This window comes from Acinetobacter sp. AL9 (assembly GCF_041464035.1).
Lineage (GTDB): Bacteria > Pseudomonadota > Gammaproteobacteria > Pseudomonadales > Moraxellaceae > Acinetobacter > Acinetobacter towneri.
Map to the genome: position 1 here is coordinate 24,614 of NZ_JAYFSK010000017.1, position 23,486 is coordinate 48,099.

Annotated in this window: 24 protein-coding genes and 1 other RNA gene; 11 read left to right on the forward strand and 14 right to left on the reverse strand. The window is 40.4% G+C overall.

All coding sequences use genetic code 11. From position 1 onward, the window contains the following. Positions 1 to 33: 33 nt before the first annotated feature. Positions 34 to 1,284, reverse strand: a complete 1,251-nt coding sequence (locus tag ACEO2X_RS06070; protein ID WP_154320491.1) for an FAD-dependent monooxygenase — start codon at positions 1,282 to 1,284, stop codon at positions 34 to 36. Beyond that, complete coding sequence (gene ubiH, locus ACEO2X_RS06075) at positions 1,281 to 2,489, reverse strand: 2-octaprenyl-6-methoxyphenyl hydroxylase (protein WP_179989404.1); 1,209 nt, start codon at positions 2,487 to 2,489, stop codon at positions 1,281 to 1,283. Before ubiH ends, ACEO2X_RS06070 begins: the two co-directional genes overlap by 4 nt. Before the next feature lie 372 nt (positions 2,490 to 2,861). Here ubiH and ACEO2X_RS06080 point away from each other — a divergent pair, with 372 nt between their 5' ends. Then, positions 2,862 to 3,107: a type II toxin-antitoxin system RelB/DinJ family antitoxin gene (locus tag ACEO2X_RS06080; protein WP_167846138.1), complete on the forward strand. Its 246-nt coding sequence runs from the start codon at positions 2,862 to 2,864 to the stop codon at positions 3,105 to 3,107. Further along, positions 3,097 to 3,390 carry a type II toxin-antitoxin system RelE/ParE family toxin gene (locus ACEO2X_RS06085; protein WP_004970510.1) on the forward strand — a complete coding sequence of 98 codons (294 nt, stop codon included), beginning with the start codon at positions 3,097 to 3,099 and terminating at the stop codon, positions 3,388 to 3,390. Before ACEO2X_RS06080 ends, ACEO2X_RS06085 begins: the two co-directional genes overlap by 11 nt. A 79-nt stretch (positions 3,391 to 3,469) precedes the next feature. Here the strand turns inward: ACEO2X_RS06085 and pepP are convergent, their stop codons facing one another. Together pepP and ACEO2X_RS06095 are read right to left on the reverse strand one after the other, a co-directional pair. Beyond that, positions 3,470 to 4,804: a Xaa-Pro aminopeptidase gene (pepP, locus tag ACEO2X_RS06090; RefSeq protein ID WP_154320488.1), complete on the reverse strand. Its 1,335-nt coding sequence runs from the start codon at positions 4,802 to 4,804 to the stop codon at positions 3,470 to 3,472. 93 nt (positions 4,805 to 4,897) lie between these two features. Beyond that, complete coding sequence (locus ACEO2X_RS06095) at positions 4,898 to 5,536, reverse strand: UPF0149 family protein (protein ID WP_004970514.1); 639 nt, start codon at positions 5,534 to 5,536, stop codon at positions 4,898 to 4,900. Between the two features lie 64 nt (positions 5,537 to 5,600). Between ACEO2X_RS06095 and ACEO2X_RS06100 the strand changes: the two genes are divergently transcribed. From ACEO2X_RS06100 to ssrS, 3 genes are all read left to right on the forward strand, one after another. Next, a complete protein-coding gene (locus ACEO2X_RS06100) occupies positions 5,601 to 6,152 on the forward strand; it encodes a hypothetical protein (protein WP_154320487.1) in 552 nt (183 codons plus the stop codon). A 1-nt stretch (position 6,153) separates the two neighbouring features. Beyond that, on the forward strand, positions 6,154 to 6,438 hold the full coding sequence (locus ACEO2X_RS06105; RefSeq protein WP_004970518.1) for a cell division protein ZapA: 285 nt from the start codon (positions 6,154 to 6,156) through the stop codon (positions 6,436 to 6,438). A gap of 110 nt (positions 6,439 to 6,548) precedes the next feature. After that, a non-coding RNA gene (gene ssrS / locus ACEO2X_RS06110) (6S RNA) lies at positions 6,549 to 6,731 on the forward strand. A 47-nt stretch (positions 6,732 to 6,778) separates the two neighbouring features. On the opposite strand, the gene ACEO2X_RS06115 is transcribed toward ssrS, so the two are convergent. From ACEO2X_RS06115 to ACEO2X_RS06140, 6 genes are all read right to left on the reverse strand, one after another. Beyond that, positions 6,779 to 7,180 (reverse strand): type II toxin-antitoxin system HigA family antitoxin, encoded by a 402-nt coding sequence (locus ACEO2X_RS06115; RefSeq protein ID WP_004970519.1) that lies wholly within the window; start codon positions 7,178 to 7,180, stop codon positions 6,779 to 6,781. Between the two features lies 1 nt (position 7,181). Continuing rightward, positions 7,182 to 7,472, reverse strand: a complete 291-nt coding sequence (locus ACEO2X_RS06120; RefSeq protein WP_019836372.1) for a type II toxin-antitoxin system HigB family toxin — start codon at positions 7,470 to 7,472, stop codon at positions 7,182 to 7,184. A gap of 71 nt (positions 7,473 to 7,543) precedes the next feature. After that, positions 7,544 to 8,038, reverse strand: coding sequence for a flavin reductase (locus ACEO2X_RS06125; protein WP_004970523.1), 495 nt, complete (start codon positions 8,036 to 8,038; stop codon positions 7,544 to 7,546). A gap of 122 nt (positions 8,039 to 8,160) precedes the next feature. Further along, positions 8,161 to 9,189: a methionine synthase gene (locus tag ACEO2X_RS06130; RefSeq protein WP_179988915.1), complete on the reverse strand. Its 1,029-nt coding sequence runs from the start codon at positions 9,187 to 9,189 to the stop codon at positions 8,161 to 8,163. Between the two features lie 26 nt (positions 9,190 to 9,215). Further along, the gene (locus tag ACEO2X_RS06135; RefSeq protein ID WP_371971231.1) at positions 9,216 to 10,217 is read right to left on the reverse strand and encodes a putative oxygenase MesX; all 1,002 of its coding nucleotides are present in this window, start codon (positions 10,215 to 10,217) and stop codon (positions 9,216 to 9,218) included. Positions 10,218 to 10,720: 503 nt separating this feature from the next. Beyond that, positions 10,721 to 10,915, reverse strand: a complete 195-nt coding sequence (locus ACEO2X_RS06140) for a heavy-metal-associated domain-containing protein (RefSeq protein WP_004970528.1) — start codon at positions 10,913 to 10,915, stop codon at positions 10,721 to 10,723. A gap of 149 nt (positions 10,916 to 11,064) precedes the next feature. Between ACEO2X_RS06140 and ACEO2X_RS06145 the strand changes: the two genes are divergently transcribed. The 6 genes from ACEO2X_RS06145 (at position 11,065) to ACEO2X_RS06170 (ending at position 19,490) form a co-directional block, all read left to right on the forward strand. Further along, a complete protein-coding gene (locus ACEO2X_RS06145) occupies positions 11,065 to 13,536 on the forward strand; it encodes a heavy metal translocating P-type ATPase (RefSeq protein ID WP_371971233.1) in 2,472 nt (823 codons plus the stop codon). Between the two features lie 59 nt (positions 13,537 to 13,595). Beyond that, positions 13,596 to 13,988: a Cu(I)-responsive transcriptional regulator gene (gene cueR, locus ACEO2X_RS06150; RefSeq protein WP_004970532.1), complete on the forward strand. Its 393-nt coding sequence runs from the start codon at positions 13,596 to 13,598 to the stop codon at positions 13,986 to 13,988. Between the two features lie 858 nt (positions 13,989 to 14,846). After that, positions 14,847 to 15,548 (forward strand): VIT family protein, encoded by a 702-nt coding sequence (locus ACEO2X_RS06155; protein WP_371971236.1) that lies wholly within the window; start codon positions 14,847 to 14,849, stop codon positions 15,546 to 15,548. Positions 15,549 to 15,788: 240 nt separating this feature from the next. Beyond that, a complete protein-coding gene (locus ACEO2X_RS06160) occupies positions 15,789 to 17,510 on the forward strand; it encodes a phosphoethanolamine transferase (RefSeq protein WP_371971238.1) in 1,722 nt (573 codons plus the stop codon). Further along, complete coding sequence (locus ACEO2X_RS06165; RefSeq protein WP_371971240.1) at positions 17,503 to 18,180, forward strand: response regulator transcription factor; 678 nt, start codon at positions 17,503 to 17,505, stop codon at positions 18,178 to 18,180. The genes ACEO2X_RS06160 and ACEO2X_RS06165 overlap by 8 nt, the downstream gene beginning before the upstream one ends. Continuing rightward, on the forward strand, positions 18,180 to 19,490 hold the full coding sequence (locus ACEO2X_RS06170; RefSeq protein WP_104852308.1) for an ATP-binding protein: 1,311 nt from the start codon (positions 18,180 to 18,182) through the stop codon (positions 19,488 to 19,490). Before ACEO2X_RS06165 ends, ACEO2X_RS06170 begins: the two co-directional genes overlap by 1 nt. A 9-nt stretch (positions 19,491 to 19,499) precedes the next feature. On the opposite strand, the gene ACEO2X_RS06175 is transcribed toward ACEO2X_RS06170, so the two are convergent. From ACEO2X_RS06175 to ACEO2X_RS06190, 4 genes are all read right to left on the reverse strand, one after another. Next, positions 19,500 to 20,183 carry a phosphatase PAP2 family protein gene (locus ACEO2X_RS06175; RefSeq protein ID WP_179994041.1) on the reverse strand — a complete coding sequence of 228 codons (684 nt, stop codon included), beginning with the start codon at positions 20,181 to 20,183 and terminating at the stop codon, positions 19,500 to 19,502. A gap of 59 nt (positions 20,184 to 20,242) precedes the next feature. After that, positions 20,243 to 20,620, reverse strand: a complete 378-nt coding sequence (locus tag ACEO2X_RS06180; RefSeq protein ID WP_179988910.1) for a diacylglycerol kinase — start codon at positions 20,618 to 20,620, stop codon at positions 20,243 to 20,245. 179 nt (positions 20,621 to 20,799) lie between these two features. Further along, positions 20,800 to 21,930, reverse strand: coding sequence for a TIGR00341 family protein (locus ACEO2X_RS06185; RefSeq protein WP_371971243.1), 1,131 nt, complete (start codon positions 21,928 to 21,930; stop codon positions 20,800 to 20,802). 42 nt (positions 21,931 to 21,972) lie between these two features. Then, positions 21,973 to 23,331 (reverse strand): diguanylate cyclase, encoded by a 1,359-nt coding sequence (locus ACEO2X_RS06190; protein ID WP_371971245.1) that lies wholly within the window; start codon positions 23,329 to 23,331, stop codon positions 21,973 to 21,975. Positions 23,332 to 23,486 lie beyond the last annotated feature (155 nt).

A 23,486-nucleotide genomic window follows, 5' to 3' on the forward strand; every position in this document is an offset into this window, starting at 1 on the left:
ATGTATGACCGTACAAAAAACGACTGTTTTGCTTTAAACCGCGTAGCGTGTGTCTTTAAGCAGGCTTAATCCACTGGCTTGTGACATAAAGGCATCTTTTAACGCAGGCAGCTGCTCCACCTGTTTTAAACCAAAGTTACGTGCCCACACCACAGGGAATAAAGTGGTGGTTTCCATCCAGCCAATCGCAGACATACTATGCATCATGGCATCATTTTGTCCTTTACGACGATGCTCGTAACGCTTTAAAGTTTGCTCATGCGCCCAAACACCACGTTTGAAATCATGCAACAACACATCGCACAGTACGGCTGCATCCAGACAACCAATATTCACGCCCTGCCCTGCAAGCGGATGAATTACATGCGCGGCATCACCAATAAGTGCCAAACCATCTTGCACATAACGCTGCGCTGCACGTGCTTTCAGTGGGAAAATAGCACGTGGGGTTGCCTCTAAGACTTCCCCAAGCATGTGATGACTTTCACGAGTCAAAAGTTGGGTAAAGTCGTCATCATTCAGTTTGGCATATTCTTCGGCATAGTCATCAGGCAAAGTCCAAACAATCGACTGCCAATGCCCTTCCTGCTCGGCGTGTAAACTTGCCATCGGTAAATAGGCCAAAGGACCAGTTTCTAAGAAAATTTGACGTGCAACATGCTGATGCGGCTGCGCAGTACGAATTGCACAGGTTAGACCTGCCTGACGATAATCCAACACATCAAAATCAATAAAGGCTTGTTCGCGCACAAAGGAGTTAGCACCATCTGCGCCAATGACTAGCTTAGTCTGTAATTGTGTACCATCGGCCAAATAAATGTGCCAAACGCCAACACCACGCTCTAAACGGGTCACTTTGACTTGCGTTCGATAATCTTGCACTTGTTGCAACATTTGCTGCTGAATCGCTAGATTTAAAATGCTTGGCTCGACCATTGAACCCAGAGCCTGCTCAATAGCGGGTGTACGTTCGTTACTTGCCCCAAAGTTAATTTCGCCATAGCCATTTTTATTCCAAACCTGCATGCCGCTATACGGCATATGTCGCGCCAGTTTAGACCAGACATTGACTGTTTTTAACAGGTGGATGGTGGCCTGACTTAAAGCCAATACACGCGGATTGGCAACTGCAAGGGTTTTCTCTGCATCTAAAATAGGTGCGGCATCTAAAACTGTAGCCTGCACACCCCCTTGTGCCAATAAAAGTGCAGTTAAGCCTCCCACCAAGCCGCCACCAATAATGACGACATCTAACACTTGCGTTTGTTGATTTGCTGTGATCATGCTTTTAACCCCATGGCATAATTGGCGACCAAAGGTTTAATGCCTGGAATGGTATCAAACGCGACTAAGCCTGTATTACGCATAAATTTCAGGATTGGGTTTTGATTGCTAAATCCACGTACCACGCTGTCACAGAATTTAATGACTCGCTGTTGATCTTTCAAACGCGATTGTTCATAGTCACGCAGCATTGCAGCATCGCCTAAATCTGCTGACTGTGCCGCCTGTTCGGTGAGATAACGCAATAATACGTAAGCATCTCGCATACACAAGTTAAAGCCCTGCCCTGCGACTGGGTGAATGGTATGCGCTGCATTACCCATCAGTACAACGCGACCAACCGCCTGTTTTTCTGCCAGAACTTGTGACAATGGAAAACTAAAACGACGTCCTGTTTTTTCAAACTTCCCTGCACGATCACCATAGGCTTGTTGCAAGGCATTTAAAAAGTGTTGATCATTTTCATCGCCAATCCATTCATGTTCTGTACCTTTTGGCACAGGCCACACCACAGAACGGCGATATTCACCTGGCAGGGGCAGCAACGCCAAAGGCCCTAAATGACTAAAACGCTCAAAACCCACATGCGCATGCGGCTTGGAGGTTTGCACTGTGGTCACAATCGCTACTTGGTCATAATCATGTTCCGATGCACCAATGCCCAAGGCTTTACGGCAGAAAGAATCACGACCATCGGCAGCAATCAGTAGTTTGGCAGCAAGCTGTAATTGTTCCTGACCACGTACCGCTTCAATATAGGCAAAATCTGCATCTTGTTTAAGACTGGTGACCTGCACACCATCAATCAATTCAATCAAAGGTTGTTTACGTACTTCGGTCAACAACACTCGACCTAACCATGCATTTTCAATCACCTGACCAAAGCTTTCGACTTTTTCTTGTTCGGCCAATAAACGTGCCTTGCCAAAACTACCTTGTTCGGTAATTTGAACTTCTAAAATAGGCGTAGCATGTTCTTGCAAGGCATCCCATAAACCTAGCTCTTGGTAAATTTGTACGCTGCGACGCGACAAGGCACTGTTACGTGCATCAAAACTGGAATGATACGGCGCAAGGCTGGCATCGTCATAATTGGGGTATTGAATCGCTTCTAGCAACTTCACTGCAATGTTTGACTTAGCCAACATCAAGGCTAAGCTTAGCCCGACCATACCACCGCCTACAATGATCACTTCTTGTTGCATGCCTTGATCCTTTTTATGAGGTATTCGACTTCAAAAGATTCAATCGAAATACGTATAATCTGTAATGGATTTTATCTTACCGCAAAGTCATTTATTTTTATAATGAATTAGTGTTGAAGCTATGGAAGATGATTAGACTTCTTGCAAATGTCCGATTCAAACTATAATTATTAATCCCCCATCTTCTTGCTCCGAGCCATGCATGACACAAGAGAAGATATATTCCATACTTAGTACTATTGATGGCTGATGATCAATTTTGAAATAAGCTCAATGATAAAAATGATCTCACATAATGATTATTATACAAACTATCTTTGTAATGCATATTGCATTACAATATTTCCATACATTCAATAACTGAGAAAAGTGATGGCTACTGTTAATTTCAGGGTCGATGAAGCCCTTAAAGAAAAATCTTATTCTATTCTTAAAGAACAAGGTATTTCACCTACCGATTTCTTCACCAATATTCTTGAATATGTGGCAACGACTGGAAAACTTCCTGTACAAAAAGTATTGCTTTCAGAAGAAGATGCAGAACTATTGGCACTCGTCCGTAAACGCATGAATGATCCTAAAGAGATGTTCGAGGAAGTCACATTAGATGACTTATAATCTTTTACGTCATAAGGACTTCACTGCAGAATGGGAAAAGCTTCCGAGTGCTATCCGCGACCAATTCAAGAAAAAATTAGCCAAAGTCATTGAGCAGCCACATATTCCAAAGAACATGCTTAAAGGTGATCTTGCTGGCTGCTATAAAATCAAATTATTAAAAGCGGGTGTCCGACTTATTTATCAGGTCAAAGATGATCAGGTCGTTATTTTGCTCATTACCGTTGGAAAGCGTGCTGATAACATTGTTTATGATGAAGCAAAAAAGCGGATCAAAGACTAAAAATTATTTACATACTCAAAATTTACACGCGCTTTCTAATAAAAAAGCTGATCACTTGACCAGCTTTGATTAGACCCAATTAAGCAGATTTAGCTTTTGCCATCAATGCTTCAATCTCTTCTACGGTTTTCACCACTTTTGAAGTCAGATTCAATGGCCCGTTCGCAGTCGCAACAATATCATCTTCAATACGGATACCTATACCACGCCATTTAGCATCTACCGTTTCATCATCGGGTGCAATGTATAGACCCGGTTCAACGGTCACCACCATACCTTCTTCATAAACACGCCAGTCTTCACCGTGTTTATAGCTGCCGACATCATGCACATCCATGCCCAACCAATGCCCTGTACCGTGCATATAAAACTGGCGATAACTTTCCGAAGCAATAATTTCTTCTAAATTGCCCTGCATAATGCCTAGATCAAGCAAACCTTGCACCAAAATACGCACCGCAACATGGTGTGGTTCTTTATAGGAGTTACCAATTTGTACAGCTTCAATTGCTGCAATTTGCGCATCCAATACAATGTTATACAGTGCTTTTTGTTCTGGACTGAATTGACCATTCACGGGAAAAGTACGGGTAATATCTGAGGCATAGCACTGATATTCACAGGCTGCATCAATCAGGACTAAATCGCCATCTTTAAGCACTTTGTCATTTTCGACATAATGCAAAATGCAGGCATTTTCACCACCACCGACAATACTGTTATAGGCAGGTACGCAGCCATTTTTACCAAAAATATAATTCAGTTCAGCTTCTAGCTCATATTCCATCATGCCTGCTTTTACTGTTTGCATGGCACGAGTATGTGCTTCTGCACTAATATTTGAAGCAATTTGCATCAGTTCCAATTCAGACTCAGTTTTATGCAAACGCATTTCATCCAGCAAACGATCTAACTGAACAATTTTGGCAGGTGCAGTATTGCCTTGACGATGTTGTGCATCAGCTTGTTGGTTCCATGCCGCAACACGTACATCAAATTCAGTCTGATGCCCCAAGCGATAGTACAACGTGTCTTTATTGACAATTTTGGCGATGATTTCTGCATCTAATTGCGCAATTGCAAAAGACTCATCTGCCTCAAACAGCTCAATTGCACCTTCTAAACCTGCGCGATAACCATTCCAGATTTCCATTTCACGGTTACGTTCACGGCAGAACAACGTGTAGGTATAACCTTCATCAATTGATTCATAGGTTTCAATCACCGCAACTGCTTCAGGTTCAGCAAAACCTGTTAAATAGAAAAAACTGCTGTCGGCACGATATTTATAATCTGCATCACGATTACGCATTGCCACAGGACTGGTTGCAATAATTGCGACACTATTGGGCCCCATCAGTTCTGCAAGTTGATCACGACGTTCTTTAAATTCGACTTGAGTCAGTTTTTTCATAAATACGGTCTACATATATAAAATGATGAAAATATGATTGTTGTAATGACTTAAAGCACCTTACACCGACATACTTAGGCACACAACGCCCGATTAACTCGGACGGTGTGGCGTAAACATTTCAACAACAGCACTTGCGTTTTGTGTGGTTTGTGCAGTTTGTTGACGCGACTTAGCATGTAAGTTTTGCAATAAAGAGCTTTCTTCTACTGGTACTTTTTTACGCCCAACAGATAAACTCACAGGAATCAAACGTACAAATTCATACAATTCCTGATAGCTTTCTTCGCCTTCTTCGTCATTGTCTGAATCTTCAAATTCAACCGCAGCAACATCTTGTAAATGCTCAATCAGTTCGATTTCATCTGAACGAATATGCCCAGAAGCCAAACCAAAACCAAGCACAACGCCTGCACACCAATCTGCCAAAGCTTGCACACGTTCTTGTAAAAGATGTTCATCATCTGGCAACAACGGCAAATAATCCAACTCATCTTCAGACAAGGCATGTGCGACATCTTCTGATTCATCGGTTAAAAGTGAGAGTGCGGCTGGCTCTAATTCTGGCACATTTAAAGTTTCTAAAATCTGCTGCCATTCGGTTTCGGTTGGTGCATTTGTCACACAAACTATACCTGTCAGCAAGCCATGTAACTCACTTGGGCTTGAAATTTCTTCAATGTTAGAAAAATTGCGGAACCATTCCGACCAACCTGAAATATCGTCTTGCATTCGTTTATCCAATCTCTATACTTCGTATATATTACCTTTGTTTGCAATACTGTGCGACCACGATATGTTAGAAGAATTACAGCGTCTACAAGCGTATATTGGTGTTTTAAAAACACGAATTAATCATTATGAAAGTGAAAATGCCGCCCTCAGCACAGCCAAGCAAACTGCTGAGGAACAGCATCATGCTCAAATTGTTCAAAGAAACGGCATCATTACTGCCAAGCAAGATGAAATTGAGAATCTGACTGAGCAATTAAGCAGCACGCAAGCGCAATTACAGCAGTTAAATCAAGATGCGACAGCACTGGCAGACCGTTACAGTCGTTTGGAAAAAAGCTGTACTGATTTGAAAAACCGCTTTCAGGAAATTTTGGCTGAGCGCAATGAATTACGCATTTTAAAAGAAAAAATGCTGAATGATCAGCGTTTAAATCAGCACGAAATTCAGACACTCAAACAAGAACGTGAAAGATTGTTACAAAAAAATGAGCATGCAAAAGCCAAAGTGGAAGCCATTATTCAGCGTCTTGCAATTTTAGGTACAGCTCAAGATCATCATGCGCAAGAAATTCAACAACTTGCCCACCCTGCCGAAGTGAGTGAGGAAGGTTAATATGTCAGTTCAAATTCCAATTGATTTACGTGTTTTAGGACATAGTTTCCGTTTAGCCACAACTGAAGAAAAAAGAGAAGATTTAGAGCGTGCGGCACAATTATTGAATGAACGCTATGATGAGTTTCGTCGTAAAGCGCCCAATATGGAACCGAGCAAACTGATTATTGTGGTGGCTTTAGAGTTGATGCAAGAGGTTCTTTCTATGAATAAATCTTTGCAGCATTATGAGCATTGTGAGCGTTTACTCAGCACCATTTTGCAAGAAGTTGAAGCCCTTACTTAAGTGGTGTTTTTTTGACTTAAGTTTGCATAAAGGCTATGCAAACAAGCTCTATCTTTATAGTTAATTCGTGAACATGAGTTGCCAAGCAACTGAGATGGGTTATACTAATTCTAACTCTGAGGTGTTCGCCAGCGAGTCTATATCCCTGCCGATACTTTAATCTTAGGATTGTGTTCTGCATATTTAGAGCGTATGCCCATCTCGTATGGGAAACCCAGCAAGTATGCGTCGCGTCCGCCTTGAACTTTTTCGGGTTCAGGGTAACGACATGCAGCGGCATCTTCGGAGCTATTTATTTTTAAATATCTAAAAATAAAATGTCTAAAAAATATAAAATCGTTTAGAAAAATGTATCAGCAGAAACCTTAAACCGCTCAGACAGCGCTTTAATATGACGAATATTCAACTGGCGTTTGCCGCTTAAAATCTCCGAAATCACAGATTGAGTTGCAACCTCTGCCAAGTCAGATTGACCTAATCCATGTTGCGCCATCAAAAAAGCTAAAGCAGCACGACCATCTCCATGAGGAATAGGCAGGTGTTCATTTTCATAAACAGAAACCAAGTCACCGAGTTGATGAATCAGCCCCATTAAAGGATGCGTTTCATCATCACCAACAATATCTAAAAGCTCATCTAAAGCCTCGACAAGTGCATGAAAATCTTTTTCATTTTCTGGTTTACTCAGCAAAGGAGCAACGTAGTGCCAGTGATCTACAGCCTGTTTAATCATTGCGTTCATACTAATCCTCCTTCCAATGACCTTTGTCATATTCTTTATGGGATAACACATGACGAATATACACACGCTTTGCCTGATACATCACAACAGCAATAAGTCGAATCTTATTCCCACCAATATCGAATACATGAAACTTTCCAACTTTATCAACTGCTGGAAATAACTGCTTCATTTCGGCAAAGTCTTTCGGATCATTTGCCTTAATAATTCGATACCAACCATCGAGTGCTGTTTCAGCCTGTGGCCACTTGTGCATTGCCTCTATAATTCTAGCGTGGGTGATCACATGCATAATATTTTATCGCATTTTGCTATAAATCAAGTATAAACTGATTATCGCATATTGCAATATTTTATAGCGAATTAAACAAACTCAGTTTCACCAACTTGATGATAGTGACGATTAAAATAAACCAACGCCTGATCTTGTTGATTTTTTTGAATAGCAACAATTGGGCAAATAAAAATAGTATGCGTCCCCACTTCTTGAATTTGTGAAATTTCACAATCAAAACTGACCAATGCATTTTTTAATATAGGAGCACCTGTTTCCAAAGCTGCCCATTCAGCCTGCTTAAAACGCTCATCGGAACTCAATTTTGATGAGGCAAATGCATTAGAAAGATGTTCTTGTTCTGCATTTAGCACATTCACACACAGCACTTTATTCTCTAAAAAACTGAGATGAGAACGCGATGATTTGTTCATACACACCAATAATGTTGGCGGTGTATCTGTCACGCTACATACCGCAGATGCAGTAAAACCATGACGTCCTGCATCTCCCATTGTCGTCACTACATTGACTGCACTTGATAAGAAAGACATTGCATTTTTGAAGTCTGTTGCTTTAACCATCACCGTATTCCAACACTCAACTTTTTTAGAAAGTTCAAAGGATGCTTTTTGCCTGAAAAAGCATCCCTGATTCACTTAACTTAAATTCACTTGGCTTGAATTCACTTCGCCTGATCGAACGCTTAACTAGATAATTCTTGGCGAATAATCTTCGTACCAGCAGCCAAAGCCTGTAACTTGCCTCGTGCAACCTGACGACTCAATGGTGCCATTCCACAGTTAGTCGATGGGTACAACTTGTTAGCATCGACAAATTGCAATGCTTTGCGCAATGTATCTGCAACTTCATCGGCTGTTTCAATCGTATTCGTTGCGACATCAATCGCACCCACCATCACCTTTTTACCACGGATAAGTTCAAGCAAATCCATCGGAACACGTGAGTTGTGACATTCCAGTGAGATAATATCCAAATTAGACTGCTGTAGTTTTGGGAAAACTGCTTCGTATTGACGCCATTCTGAGCCGAGTGTTTTTTTCCAATCGGTATTGGCTTTAATGCCATAGCCATAGCAAATATGCACGGCTGTTTCACATTTCAAACCTTCTAACGCGCGCTCTAATGTTGCCACGCCCCAGTCATTCACCTCATCAAAAAACACATTAAACGCAGGTTCATCAAACTGGATGATATCCACGCCTGCTGCTTCAAGTTCACGCGCTTCCTGATTCAGGATTTTGGCAAATTCCCACGCCAGTTTTTCACGGCTCTTGTAGTGCGCATCGTATAAAGTATCAATCATGGTCATAGGACCAGGCAGCGCCCATTTGATGGGTTGATCTGTCAGTGAACGCAGGAATTTGGCATCTTCAACAAAGACTGGTTTTTGCCTAGAAACTGCACCCACCACAGAAGGGACACTGGCATCATAACGATCACGAATTTTGACTGTTTCACGTTTTTCAAAATCGACACCTTCAAGGTGTTCAATAAAGGTGGTGACAAAATGCTGACGGGTTTGCTCCCCATCACTCACAATATCAATCTCTGCTTGCTGTTGTTCATGCAGTGATAGACGTAGCGCATCTTGTTTTGCGTCCAGTAATTCTTGCCCTGTTAATTTCCAAGCTGACCAAAGCTTTTCAGGTTCTGCGAGCCACGAAGGTTTAGGTAAACTGCCAGCCGTTGAGGTCGGTAATAAAATAGCCATTTTGAATCTTCTATCTGTATTTTAAGTTAAGCAACACGTTCTTGATTGGCAGCATGTAGCGGCACGAACTTGGCAGCCCATTGTTCAAGAATATCTTGATAAGGCTTGATAAAGTTTTCTTCAGTCCATTTGCCCTGCTTGACTGCCAACTGACCTCGCTCAACACGGTCATATACAACTTGGGTTAATGAATAATCCTGATAATTCAAACTTGGCTGATAGACCTCGCCTGCAGGTGAGTTGGTGTTATAAATTTCAGGACGATAAATTTTCTGGAAACTTTCCATAGTACTGATGGCACTGATCAACTCAAAATCTGTGTAATCATGCAGTAAATCGCCAGAAAAATAGAACGCAAGCGGTGCATTGCTATTTTCAGGTTTGAAGTAACGCACGGTTAAACCCATTTTTTCAAAATAGTCATCGGTTCTTGAATATTCATCATTTTTATATTCTGTACCTAAGACAGGATGCACATTGGTCGTACGATAATAAGTTTTTGTGGTTGATACGCTCAGGCAAATCACAGGTTGTTTTTGAAACTCAGCTTGGAACACTGCTGAACTGACCAAATGCTGATAAAGCTTGCCATGTAAATCACCAAAACTTTCAGGCTTTTCATTTACTTTGCAGCCTAATGCTGGCAAGACCACACTAAAATCATAATCACGAACATACGATGAAAAACTGTTGCCAATCATGCCTTCAATACGTTCATTTGTTTGATGATCTGTGATCGTACTTTTTAGCATTTCAATGAATGGAAAAGTTTTGCCATTTCCTTCAATATCAATTTCTGCAGAAATAATGTCGATTTCAAGCGAATAACGATCACCTTTTGGGTTATCGCAAGATGCCAGCGAGTTAAAACGATTATTGATCATCGCTAAAGTTCTGCGTAAATTTTCCTGACGTCTTTCACCACGCGCCAAATTTGCAAAATTGGTGGTTAAACGCGTGTTGTTAGCAGGTTCATAGTTTTCGTCAAAACGAATACGTTTAATTGAACAGGTGAATGGCTTTGTCATGATGATCTACTACCCAAATTTAAAAAGTTAAAATTTCTGAATGAGGGTATTTATACTGGAACGACAAAGTGAATAAAAATGATTTAACCTCAGTCCAAAGTGAATTTTATTCACCTTAATTTAAAATATGCAGCAAAACATCTAAAAATGATGGTTTTTCTGTTATCCCTTAAATTTAAAAATTAAAATAAATATTTCAATAACAACAAGTTAAAACCAAAAAATATTTTTATTCCGATAAATATTGAAGAGTATATTTTAGAGGACAGCACATAGTTCATTCAGTAGATTTCAGCCCTGAATGAATGAAACTCAGCTTGAAGTTAGAAAATCTCAGCTTCTGATTGGCTTGGTTTAGCATCTTCGTGATCAAAATGTATTCAGTTGGTCACATCAAAAAACAACGAGAAAAAATCGGCAGGCAAAAAAATAGGTCAATTCGTCAGTTGACCAATTGACCTTACGATAAGCTCACACATTGGAGCTTCTTAGATGATGCAGTTTTATTGAACTTGTGCAGGAAAATCATCTTCTGCCAATGCAGCCGTAATTTGATCTACAGTTGCAGTGCTTTCCACGGTCACAATTTTAGTCGCTAAATCGACTTCAACTTTTGCAGCAGGATCAACATCTTGAATGGTTGCCGTGACACCACGTGCACAACCGCCACAAGTCATATTTTCAATCAATAGTTTCATTGCGAACTCCACACTTCTGCCTTTGTTGAACTGTAGTTTAAAGCTTACCATGCTGGCAAGGTCAAGTCTATTTTGGGCTAAAATTTACTTGACCTTACCATCGTGTCAATCTATATGCTAAACACATCCTCCAAATTATAGAGACGACCATGGACGCAAAACACCCAAATGCCTCTCCCTATCAGGAAACTTTGTCTATAGAAGGCATGACCTGTGCCTCATGTGTCGGGCGTGTCGAAAAAGCCTTAAAAAAAGTCGATGGTGTAGAAAAAGCTGAAGTGAATCTTGCAACAGAAAAAGCACTGATTCACGCATCGCAACCTTTAGACCGTGCACTGCTCATTAAGGCAGTGCAACGTGCAGGTTTTGATGTAGCTGCCATTCAACCAATAGAACTGTCTATTGATGGCATGACCTGTGCCTCGTGTGTAGCACGTGTCGAAAAAGCCTTAAAGAAAGTGTCTGGTGTAGAACAAGCCAATGTCAATTTGGCGACTGAACGCGCATGGATTCAACCGAATGCCACAGTTTCTAGCCAAGACCTGATTCGAGCGATTCAAAAAGCAGGTTATGACGCCAAACTGCTGCAACACGACTCTAACGAACAACACGATAAAAAGAATCTGGAACAGCAACAACTGAAACGTGATTTAGTAATTTCACTGATTTTAGCCTTGCCTGTGTTTATTCTGGAAATGGGATCACACATGATTCCTGCCTTTCACATGTGGGTGATGCACAATATTGGGCAACAACAAAGTTGGTTGATTCAATTTGCTTTAACCACATTGGTGCTGCTGTTACCAGGACGTCGTTTTTATCAAAAAGGGATTCCAGCGCTGTTACATTTTGCGCCTGATATGAACTCTTTGGTGGCGGTAGGAACTTTGGCTGCATACAGTTTTTCATTGGTGGCAACGTTTATGCCGCAGCTTTTACCCGAAGGCACAGTGCATGTTTATTATGAAGCTGCGGCAGTGATTGTCAGTTTGATTTTGCTGGGTCGTTATTTTGAAGCCAAAGCCAAAGGTCGCACCTCGCAAGCCATTCAGCATTTAATTGGCATGCAAGCTAAAACTGCACGTATTCATCGGGATGGTCAAATCATTGAAGTGCCAGTGGCGGAAGTCAGCTCCAATACCATTGTCGAAATCCGCCCAGGTGAGCGCATTCCTGTAGATGGTGAAGTGATCGAAGGTCATAGTTATATAGATGAGTCAATGATTACAGGTGAGCCTGTTCCTGTAGCCAAACAAATAGGCAATCAAGTCGTAGGTGGCACCATCAACCAAAATGGCACACTAAATATTCGTGCCACTGCCATTGGTGAAGCTTCGGTGTTGGCGCAAATTATTCGCATGGTCGAGCAGGCGCAAGGGTCTAAATTACCCATTCAAGCCTTGGTGGATAAAGTAACCATGTGGTTTGTACCTGCCGTGATGTTATTGGCTGCACTTACTTTTATTGTGTGGTTTATTTTTGGCCCAGAACCTGCCCTGACCTTTGGTTTGGTCAATGCAGTCGCTGTTCTAATTATTGCCTGCCCATGTGCGATGGGTTTAGCCACACCGACTTCAATTATGGTGGGAACAGGTCGTGGCGCTGAAATGGGCGTGCTGTTTCGTAAAGGCGAAGCTTTGCAGCTTTTGCAAGATGTTAAAGTGGTCGCGGTGGATAAAACAGGAACGCTCACCGAAGGCAAACCGACATTAACCGATTTTCATGTGCAATCGGGTTTTGATGCAGATCAGGTCTTTGTACTTTTAGCATCGGTAGAAGCGAAATCTGAGCATCCCATTGCATTGGCGATTGTGCAAGCTGCAACAGAAAAGCAAGTCAGTTTACTGCCTGTTACCGAATTTGACAGCATCACAGGTTCAGGTATTGAAGCACTGGTGAATGGTCAACGTATTCAGATTGGTGCAGACCGTTATATGCAACAAATTGGGCTAGATGTTAGCGCTTTTAATGCAGAAGCTGCACGTTTAGGACAAGAAGGCAAAACACCCATTTATATGGCGATTGATCAACAACTGGCAGCCATTGTTGCCGTTGCAGACCCAATTAAAGACACGACTTTTGCTGCTATTGCAGCGTTGCATCAACTGGGTTTAAAAGTGGCGATGATTACGGGAGATAACCGACATACGGCTCAGGCAATTGCTGCACGTTTACAGATTGATCATGTGGTGGCCGAGGTTTTACCTGAAGGCAAGGTCGATGTTGTACGTGAATTACAACAGCAATTTGGACGTGTGGCTTTTGTGGGTGATGGTATTAATGATGCCCCTGCTTTGGCACAAGCCGATGTTGGAATTGCGATTGGCACAGGCACAGATGTTGCGATTGAAGCAGCCGAAGTGGTGTTGATGTCGGGCAATTTACAAGGTGTGCCCAATGCAATTGCTTTGAGTAAAGCCACCATCCGCAATATTCGTCAAAATCTATTTTGGGCATTTATTTATAATATTGCCTTGATTCCAATTGCTGCAGGCGTGCTATACCCGTTTGCAGGTATTTTGCTCTCGCCTATTTTTGCTGCGGGCGCGATGGCATTATCTTCAGTGTTTGTATTGGGTAATGCGCTCCGTTTAAAATATTTCCAAGCAGCACAGATTTAAATGCAACATACAAAAGGGTTTAGAAGATTGCTCTACGCCCTTTTTATGAGAGAAGTCACATGAATATTGGTCAAGCCTCTAAGCTATCGGGTATTTCCAGCAAAATGATTCGTTATTATGAGCAAATTGGTTTACTGGATACCGCCAAACGCTCTGCTTCGGGTTATCGGATTTATTCTGAGCAAGATTTAAAAACTTTGTCTTTTATTAAGCATGCACGGGATTTGGGGTTTTCTTCTGAGCAAATGAAAGAATTGCTAGGTTTATGGAAAAATGCTGACCGACAAAGTGCAGAAGTGAAGCAACTCACGCTTAAACATATTGAAACCTTAAAACAGAAGATTACGCAATTACAGGAAATGGCGAACTGGTTGCAAAGCTCTGCAGATCATTGCTCTGGCGATGAACAGGCAGATTGTGTGATTTTGAAAGATATTGAATTGGGGAAGTGATTTGGAATTAAGCTTCCCCCATTCAAACAAGACCTGACAGTTATCCACTTGTTAGAAACCATTGTTGTATCTGTCAGCTTAAATTTAACTTAGGAAATCTACATCCCTATCTTTTTAATACATAGCATAAAAAAACTCACACTTTGGGGAAGTGTGGGGGGGAAACTTGGAATATCTGTTACTTTATGGGAGCGTATTATATATAAACACAATTTGAATTGATAGATATTCTAAACAATTTACGAGATAAATTTAACACTTTTTAAGAATCTCTCCAATAAACTGCACAACAATCAAGTTTTAGCACTATTCATTACGCATATTTTAGCGCGGTAATTCATACCCTTTTTCATTAATTAAACGAACCGCAGCATCACAGACTTCTGCATCATAAATTGTACCGTGTCCACGTATGACTTCTGCAAGTGCGACATCTACCCCTAATGCGAGGAGAAATAAATGACTTTAAGTCAAATACGTCTAGCGATACTAAGTCACGAGATAATTTAGGCATACTTTACCCTGCACCCAACCGATGAATGGTTTTTAGACTGACTTCGCTCACTACAGGTACCACAATATTCTGAAAAGACATCACGATATTTCCTATTTACTTGCAAGCCTGATTGAATCAATCTCTTTTATCATCTTACAAGCTATTGATCATTTTTTAAGGCATTTAAAGGTTGAAATTTAAGGAAATTTTATAAAAAACTCCAAGCTCAAACTCAAAAACCACATTACGACTTCATCTATTTTGTGAAATACCTCTCATTTTTAAACGATAAATTTTTTAGAATGATTTATGCTATATCACACATCAATAAACGAAAATTGAATAACAAGAGAGTTTGATCTATGCCACATTCTTACCACCTCGAAAAACACTATATTGAACGGTCTGGATGGTTACGTGCTGCAGTATTGGGTGCGAACGATGGGATCATTTCTGTGACCAGTTTGGTCGTGGGGATGGCAGCCAGTGGTGCATCTTCTCAAACATTGTTAATTACCTGTATTGCAGGCTTAATTTCGGGCGCTGCTTCTATGGCAGCAGGTGAATATATTTCGGTGAAATCTCAACAAGACATTGAACAAAATGACCTTGCGATGGAAGCACGTGAATTAAAACTCAACCCAGAGCATGAGCTAAAAGAGCTCACCAATATTTATATGATTCGCGGTTTAGATGCCAAATTGGCAGAACAAGTGGCCATACAATTGACTGCTCACAATGCTTTAGATGCCCATGCCCGTGATGAAATTGGTATTTTAGAACACACCGCAGCGCGACCCTTTACCGCAGCATTTTCTTCGGCATTGGCATTTACTATAGGTTCATTATTCCCGTTGGTGTCTATTTTACTCTTACCTGAACATCTATTAGACAAAGGCGTGATGTTGGTCGGTGTAATCAGTCTAGGGGTTATGGGTGCGCTTGCCAGCTATGTCGGTGGCGCAAGTATGTGGAAAGGTGCATTGCGTGTCATGATCTGGGGTATTGTCGCCATGGTATTCAGTGCGTGGATTGGTTCAATGTTCCATGTCGCTATGGCTTAAAATCTAGAAAACTCAGTATAAAAATCTGCCCTATCTTTGGATAAAAATATGTTCAGAGATAGGGCAAGCTTCAGAAATAACATGAATGAACAGCTTATCCATGCAAAGTTTATATCTCTAAAACTTCTATCTTCAAAGTTAATCAAATAAAACTACAACAGATTCAGCCCACAATTTTAAGTCAGTTTTAAGTTTCAAATTTTAAACTAAAGCATCTTAAAGTCTTTTGAATCATTGACAATGTCTAAGCAGCCCGAATCACCACTTGCTCCATCTATCTTTGCCCGACTACGCTTTTGGCAAAAACCGATTTCTTTATTCTATTTCAATCTACTGCTTGCCCTATGGTTAGGCTTGGTATTGAACTATGGATTTTATGAGAAAATTCAACAATTCACACCTTATCAGGGCATTAAAGCCATAGGCTTATTGATTGCAACTGTGATCGTCATCGTATCGGCGTATCATCTGTTGCTGCAATGGCTAAACTGGCGTTGGAATGCCAAAATATTAGCCAGTATTTTGATTGTAGTCGGTGGATTCAGCGCTTATTTTGTTAATAGCTTGGGCGTAGTGATTACCGCAGACCAAATTCAAAATATGCTGCAAACCGATGTACGTGAAGTACGTGATCTTTTGTCTGTACGCTTAGTGGTTTGGAGTGTGCTGTTTGTACTATTGCCATTGGTCTTGGTGTGGTCTGTTAAAATTCAGCCGACTCATTTTGCCCGTCAATTACTGCAAAAGACTTTAGGCAGTGTAGTTTCGATTGTGCTGATTTTGGGTTTATTGTTCTGTTTTTATGTGGATTATGCTGCAATCTTCCGCGAGCATCGTGATTTAAAAGGCATGCTTTCTCCACAAAATGCGATTGCCTCTAGTCTATCGTATTATAAAAAGAAAGCACCCAAACAGAATTTGCCGCTGCTGCGCTATGGTGAAGATGCACATTTAATTCAACGTGCGCAAACAGGCACAGCACCCAAAATTATGCTGTTGGTGGTTGGTGAAACTGCACGTGCTGAAAGCTTCTCGCTGAATGGCTACGCAAAAAATACCAACCCTGAACTCTCTAAGCTGCCTGTGATTAATTTCACTCAAGTCAGCTCTTGTGGTACAGCCACGGCTGTTTCTGTGCCGTGCATGTTCTCGGGGATGCCACGCCAAAATTATGATGAACAACTGGCAAGTCACCGTGAAGGATTACTGGATATTGCTCAGCGTGCAGGTTATCAAGTCACTTGGATTGATAACAATTCAGGCTGTAAAGGTGCCTGTGATCGGGTGCAGCAATATCAAATTCCTGCAGCGCTAAAACAAAAATGGTGTGATGCCAGCGGTGAATGTTTAGATGAAATTTTAGTGGACAGTTTGCAGGCTTATCTTGCTCAGCTTGACCCGAAAGACAGACGTTCACATTTAATTATCTTGCACCAAATGGGCAGTCATGGACCTGCTTATTTCAAACGCTCAACCGTAGCTTATCAACCCTTCCAACCGACGTGTAACAGCAATGCGATTCAGGGTTGCAGTGCCGATGCCTTACGCAATACCTATGACAACTCGATTGTGTATACCGACCATGTTTTAAGTCAGTTGATTCAAACTTTAGAGCAACAAAAACACTATCAAACTGGTTTTTGGTATTTATCTGATCATGGAGAATCGACAGGCGAACATGGTTTATATTTACACGGCGCACCGTATTCTATGGCACCCACTCAACAAACTCATGTACCGATGCTGATGTGGTTTTCAGAAACTTGGCAACAACAAAATGCTGCGCAAGTGAATTGCTTAAAAGCACAACGCCAAACAGCATTGAGTCAGGACAATCTTTTCCCAAGTTTATTGAGCTTACTAGATGTAAAAAGCCAAGTGATTGATCCGAAAAATGATATGCTGAATCAATGTTCTGCCCCATCTACCACTCAACCGCAGCACGAGTCATCACATGCCTAAAATATTAATCATTGAAGATGATTTTATGATTGCCGAATCGACCCAAACCTTGCTCAAGTTACAGCAATTTGATGTTACTTGGGTGAACAACGGGATTGATGGCTTAAAGCAATTAGAGCAGCAAGATATCCAGTTGGTGTTGCTGGACTTAGGCTTACCCATGATGGGCGGCATGCAGGTATTAAAAAACATTCGCCAGTTACATCCACAATTGCCCGTGCTGATTATTTCTGCGCGTGATCAATTGCAACAACGGGTGGATGGTTTAAATCAGGGTGCAGATGATTATTTAATTAAACCCTATGAATTTGATGAATTACTGGCGCGAATTTATGCCCTGCTCAGACGTAGCGGCGCACAAAATCCTGTAAACGATACCGCACATATTTTAAGTTATGGCGATTTAGTCTTAGATACCGAACAACATTTGGCAAAATTCAAAGGTGAATATATCGAATTGTCGAATCGTGAATGGGCAATTTTAATGGCTTTGGTCAGCCACCCTAATAAAATTTTCTCTAAAAGTAATTTAGAAGATAAATTATATGATTTTGACAGTGAAGTCAGCAGCAACACCATTGAAGTCTATATTCACCATTTACGCGCCAAACTTGGCAAGGACTTTATTCGTACCATTCGTGGTTTGGGCTACCGTTTAGGGCAAATTTAATGCAATCCTACTCTTTGCAAAAACGTCTGATTGTTTATGTTTCTATCTTTAGTGTCATGTTGGGCTGCGTTTTGGTATTTGCAGCGTATCGAATTGCCCTAGAAGAAATGAATGAAATTTTAGATGCACAAATGCAAAGTTTGGCAGAACGCATTGCAGCGAACCATCCTGAACCTACACAGAGCCAAATCGATTTAAATCAGAGATATAGCGAAGAAGACTTATTTGTCGATATTTGGTCATATGACGATGCTACAACACAATTACACCCTCAAGATGTGTTGCTACAACCCGTAGAAAAACCAGGGTTTTATAATCATCAAACCGAAGTTGGACTGTGGCATACCTATATTTTGCCGCAAGAAACCCTACAGATTCAAATTAGCCAGCAAAACTCTGTGCGCCAATATTTAGCTTTAGAATTAGCGGCAAATATGTTTATTCCCTATGCAATATTTTTACCCTTTGCCCTTTTGGCTTTGGGTTGGCTGATTCGTCATAATTTTCAACCACTAAATAACTTTAAAAGCGAATTGGCACGTCGTAAAGCGCAGGATCTCAGCCCGATTCACATGTTGGATTATCCTGTCGAGCTTGCACCCACGATTCAGGAAATGAATCAGTTATTTACGCGAATTTCTGCCGCACAGCAGGAACAGCGCCAGTTCGTTGCCGATGCTGCACATGAATTACGTACCCCACTCACTGCACTCAATTTACAAGTACAAATTTTATTGCAGCAATTTCCACATAGTGATGCCCTCAATAATTTAAGCCAAGGGGTTTTGCGTTTACAGCATTTAGTCAATCAGTTATTAAGCTTAGCCAAGCAAGATGCCTCAGATAGTCTAATTGAAAACGATCAAACCCTATCTTTAAATCAAATGACCATTGCCTGTGTGGAACAGCTCATTCAATTGGCATTGCAAAAAGATATTGATTTAGGTGTCGAACAACGCCAAGAGTTAAATATTCATGGACAAAGTTCTGCTTTACATTCCATTATTTATAATTTAATTGATAATGCGATTAAATATACCCCCAAACAAGGCGTGATTAATGTGACTATTTTTCAGCAAGAACAACATGCAATTTTGCAAATTGAAGACAGTGGTGCAGGCATTGACCCCGCACTATTCAATCAAATTCGACAGCGTTTTTACCGTATTCATAACCATGCGGAAATTGGTAGTGGTTTAGGTTTATCTATTGTAGATAAAGCCACCCAACGCTTAGGTGCAAGTTTAGAGTTTTCTAAAAGTGCCAGTTTAGGTGGTTTATGTGTGCAGGTTAAATTTCCGATGCGTTAAGATCGGGTTTTAAGTTAGATTTTGAGTGTGCAATTTATGCGCCAAGAATGCATAGGCAACCACATTCAAACACCAAGTAATCCAGCCTGTCCAAAGATTATGACTAAAAAAATGTGCCCCGCGCATCATTTGCGCCCAGCCCATCCCCATGCCTAAAATACATGCTGCAATTAAGAAAAAATAAGCACGTTTAGGTTGAGCAACCCGATAAACAAAATATCCTACCAATAAAGCAAAACCACTTGAGGCATGCCCACCAGGAAAACAATGCCCTGCCGTTGCACTTAAATCCCACCAAACGCCATGCGCTGTGGCAATGCTCATATCCCACGGGCAAGCATGTGCCGACTGCGATTTAAGTATTGCAATCACACTGGTTGAAATCACCGCCATCCAAAAGAAATAGCCAAACTCCCAACGACGAGCACGTAATTTTTGAAATCTGAAAGACAGCAACCAAGCCAGCAAATAGCTCAGATATACTGCAATCAGGATATATTTGACATACCGATGATTTAATACAGCCAATGCCCAGTCTTGTCGAAGTGGAAATTCTGCATGAGCATCCACAAAGGGTTGAATGAGGTATAAATCTAGCCTGCCTGCAACGCTAAAGAAATTGAGCAATATCAGCAAACTCAGAAGGAGTAAAATTGCTTGAAGAAGTAAAAATTTTGAATGCTGATGCCGCATGAGGAATACTCAACTCACTATCTATTTTAAAGTCTGTTTTATGCTTGTTTTTTAAGGAATTAAGCAGAAATCAGGCATGCACCCCAAGTCAATGCGATAATTGCCAAAGCAACAAATTGCGCTGCACTGCCCATATCTTTGGCATTTTTAGACAAGGGATGTTGCTCAATTGAAACACGATCGACCACAGCTTCAATGGCTGAATTAATCAGTTCGACAATGATGGCAAGTAAACACACCACTATCATGATCACTTGTTCGACACGACTAACAGGCATGAAAAAACTGAGTGGAATCAGCAGTGAATTAATCAGAATGATTTGCCGAAATGCCGCTTCATTTTGAAAGGCGGCTTTAAACCCTGCCAAAGAATAGCTTGTGGCATTCAAAATCCTTTGTAAACCAGAAGTGCCTTTGTAAGGAGAGCGTGGAAGCATAGTGAATCTGATTTGAAATAAATCCGATGTTAAGTCACTTAGCTTAAAATTGGCTTAAATATAACCTTTTGAGACTATTAAATTAAATCTGTGTAATATGTAACATTATGAATGCCTATTGAATAATAAGACTCCATCTAAAGTAAGCTGTAAATACCATCAATTTCTTATTGTTGAATCTAAAGTTGTATCAATTGCTCGGCTTCAACTTGCTTAATATCAAAATCAGGACTTTCTTTGGCTTGAATAATTTGCACAGGAATAAAGCGCACTTGAACCACACTTGGTTTTCCACGTGGGTCTTGTGCTAATTTTTGATTCAATGCAGAAATCTGTTGAGGTTTTGGCGCTATATCTCCACGCAAGACTACGCGAATTAAAGTCATCTCTTTACGCCGATCAAACTGCACCGTATCAATCAAATTATTATGTTGATTAAATTGACTTTCAATCAAGCTTTCTACCTGATGTTCATACATCTGTTTATTTAACATCATCATAAAGTTAAAGCTTAAATAGATACCCAGCGCAAAAAGTACTAAAAGACTCACGATATTTCTTTTAATAAATTCAATTACTGTGCTATTTACTTCTTCATCTGAACCGCGTCTAAAACCTGCTGCCCATAACACCAGTGAAGAACTAATTTGAATAGCAACAATATTGGTCAGTGCCAACAGCAGAGCATTTGCTGCATGTTTCCATTCCAGATGCGCAATTAATATGCCACTTGCAACCAGCGGCGGTACCAAAGCAGTCGCAACTGCAACGCCAACAACAGCCACAGACAGACGTGGTGAAACGGCTGCAAATGCCCCTGCTGCACCACCCGCAAGTGCAATCATTAAATCCATAATGGTAGGCTGAGTTCTAGACAGAATTTCATGGGTGATAGGTAAGTTAATATTGATAAGACCTAAAATGATGCCAATACTGACAATCATCGACACACCTAAAACTAAGGTTTTAAATGCTGTTTTAAAAAACAACCATCGATTATCAATAAATGCTAAAGCCATACCTGAAATAGGGCCTAGCATCATCGCAACCAGCATTGCACCAATCACCACTGCGGCTGAATTTGACAATAAACCATAGCCCGCAATAATCGCTGCCAAAGCATTCATTATAAAAAAGGTTTTGCTTGGTAAGGCATCCGCTTGAATGTTCAACCGTACTTGTTTATGATCAATTTTTTTAGAATTTTCGCGCTCCGCCTGTTTGTATTTCAGCTTTTCTTTCAAAAGTTCATATTTTTCTTGTTCAGGACTGTCTTCAACCACTATCGTTGGATCTTGATCTTTTTCCAAAGCATACCTCCGTGTCAGCTAAAGAAGAATCTTTATAAATCCTCATACGGCCGTAGACTTTGTGCAATTACGCCCATCATGTTTAGCTTCATACAATTTATTATCTGCAAGTTTCAGTACATCAGAAACATCTTCTGCATCTCGAGGCCAAAAAGCGATGCCAACAGAGATGGTGATTTGACCCATCTGATTAATCGTAGTTTCCTGCATGGTTTTTCTAAGCCGCTCTGCAGCTTTATACACCACATTTGCATCTGCAGTCGTCATTAAAACTAGAAATTCTTCACCGCCACTACGACAGCAAACATCCTGTTCCCTAAAATTAGTTAGCATTATTTGCGCGAGCGTTTTAAGTACCACATCACCTTGATCATGCCCATACTGATCATTAATTTGCTTAAAAAAATCTATATCAATGGCTAATACTGCAAATTCGGTACGAGTCTCTAGCAGTTCATTTAAAAATAATTGCATACCACGACGGTTATATAAACCTGTTAATGGGTCCGTATTGACACGATGTTTTAACTCCGCAATCCGATCACTAAAGGTTTCCGAACTCATTAATAATGAGGTTCTAAACTTTAAAACCTCGAAATACCACGGATCAACTTCCTTAATTTTATTTTCAATGTCCGCATGATTGAGCATACTTGCCATACGTGCCAAGCGGTTCAAAGGTGAAGAAATAAAGCTTGAGATATACCAAATCAATAAAAAAATAAAAAAGTAAAAAATGAAGATTCCAATCGATACTTTAAAAATCAGCGTATTAGCTTGTGCAAGTAAATCATCTGTGGGCTGCTGAGAAACTACAATCCAATTTACACTTGGAATATGTGCAAAACCCGCCAAATTATCTATACCTAAACTATTCTTTAAACGAATTGATCCCTTTGTATTCTTATTAATATAATCCAAACCTGTATTATTGATAATTTTTTCACCAATTCGCTTTTTATCTGGATGAAAAATAATACGATTATGTTGATCAATCACATACATATAACTTTTTTTATAATCATACTGAGTATTGAGCATGGTATTAATCAAGTTCTGCTCCTGTAAATAAATCGTACCACTGATTAAGCCTAAATATTGATGTGTTTTATTATAAATAGGTTGTGACATCATGACGATTAAATTATTACTTATAGACCAATAGGGAGATGAAATATAAGTTTTCTTTTTTTCAATAGATCCATCAATACCAATGGTACTATAAGCCTGATTAAAATTAAGTTTTAATGTATTAGGTGCATAAGCTAAAATATGTTTATTCTGCTCTACCAATAAAACACTATTAAAATTATTCGATTGATTTTTTAAGCGTTGTACTTCTTCTTTTCTAACTTGTGTATTATAAAATTTTTTTTCTAATAAACGTGCACTATAATCCAACTGTTCCTTAAAATGTATTCAAACATACTCAAGGACTAATTCGCACTCTGTTAATGTCTTGTTGCCAAGCGTGTAACTAGAGCCTGAGTCGGTCAGTTCCGACTTGTAGCGGTCAGTCCGTTCTTGCAATATACGCTTTACAGTTTTGTAAGGCG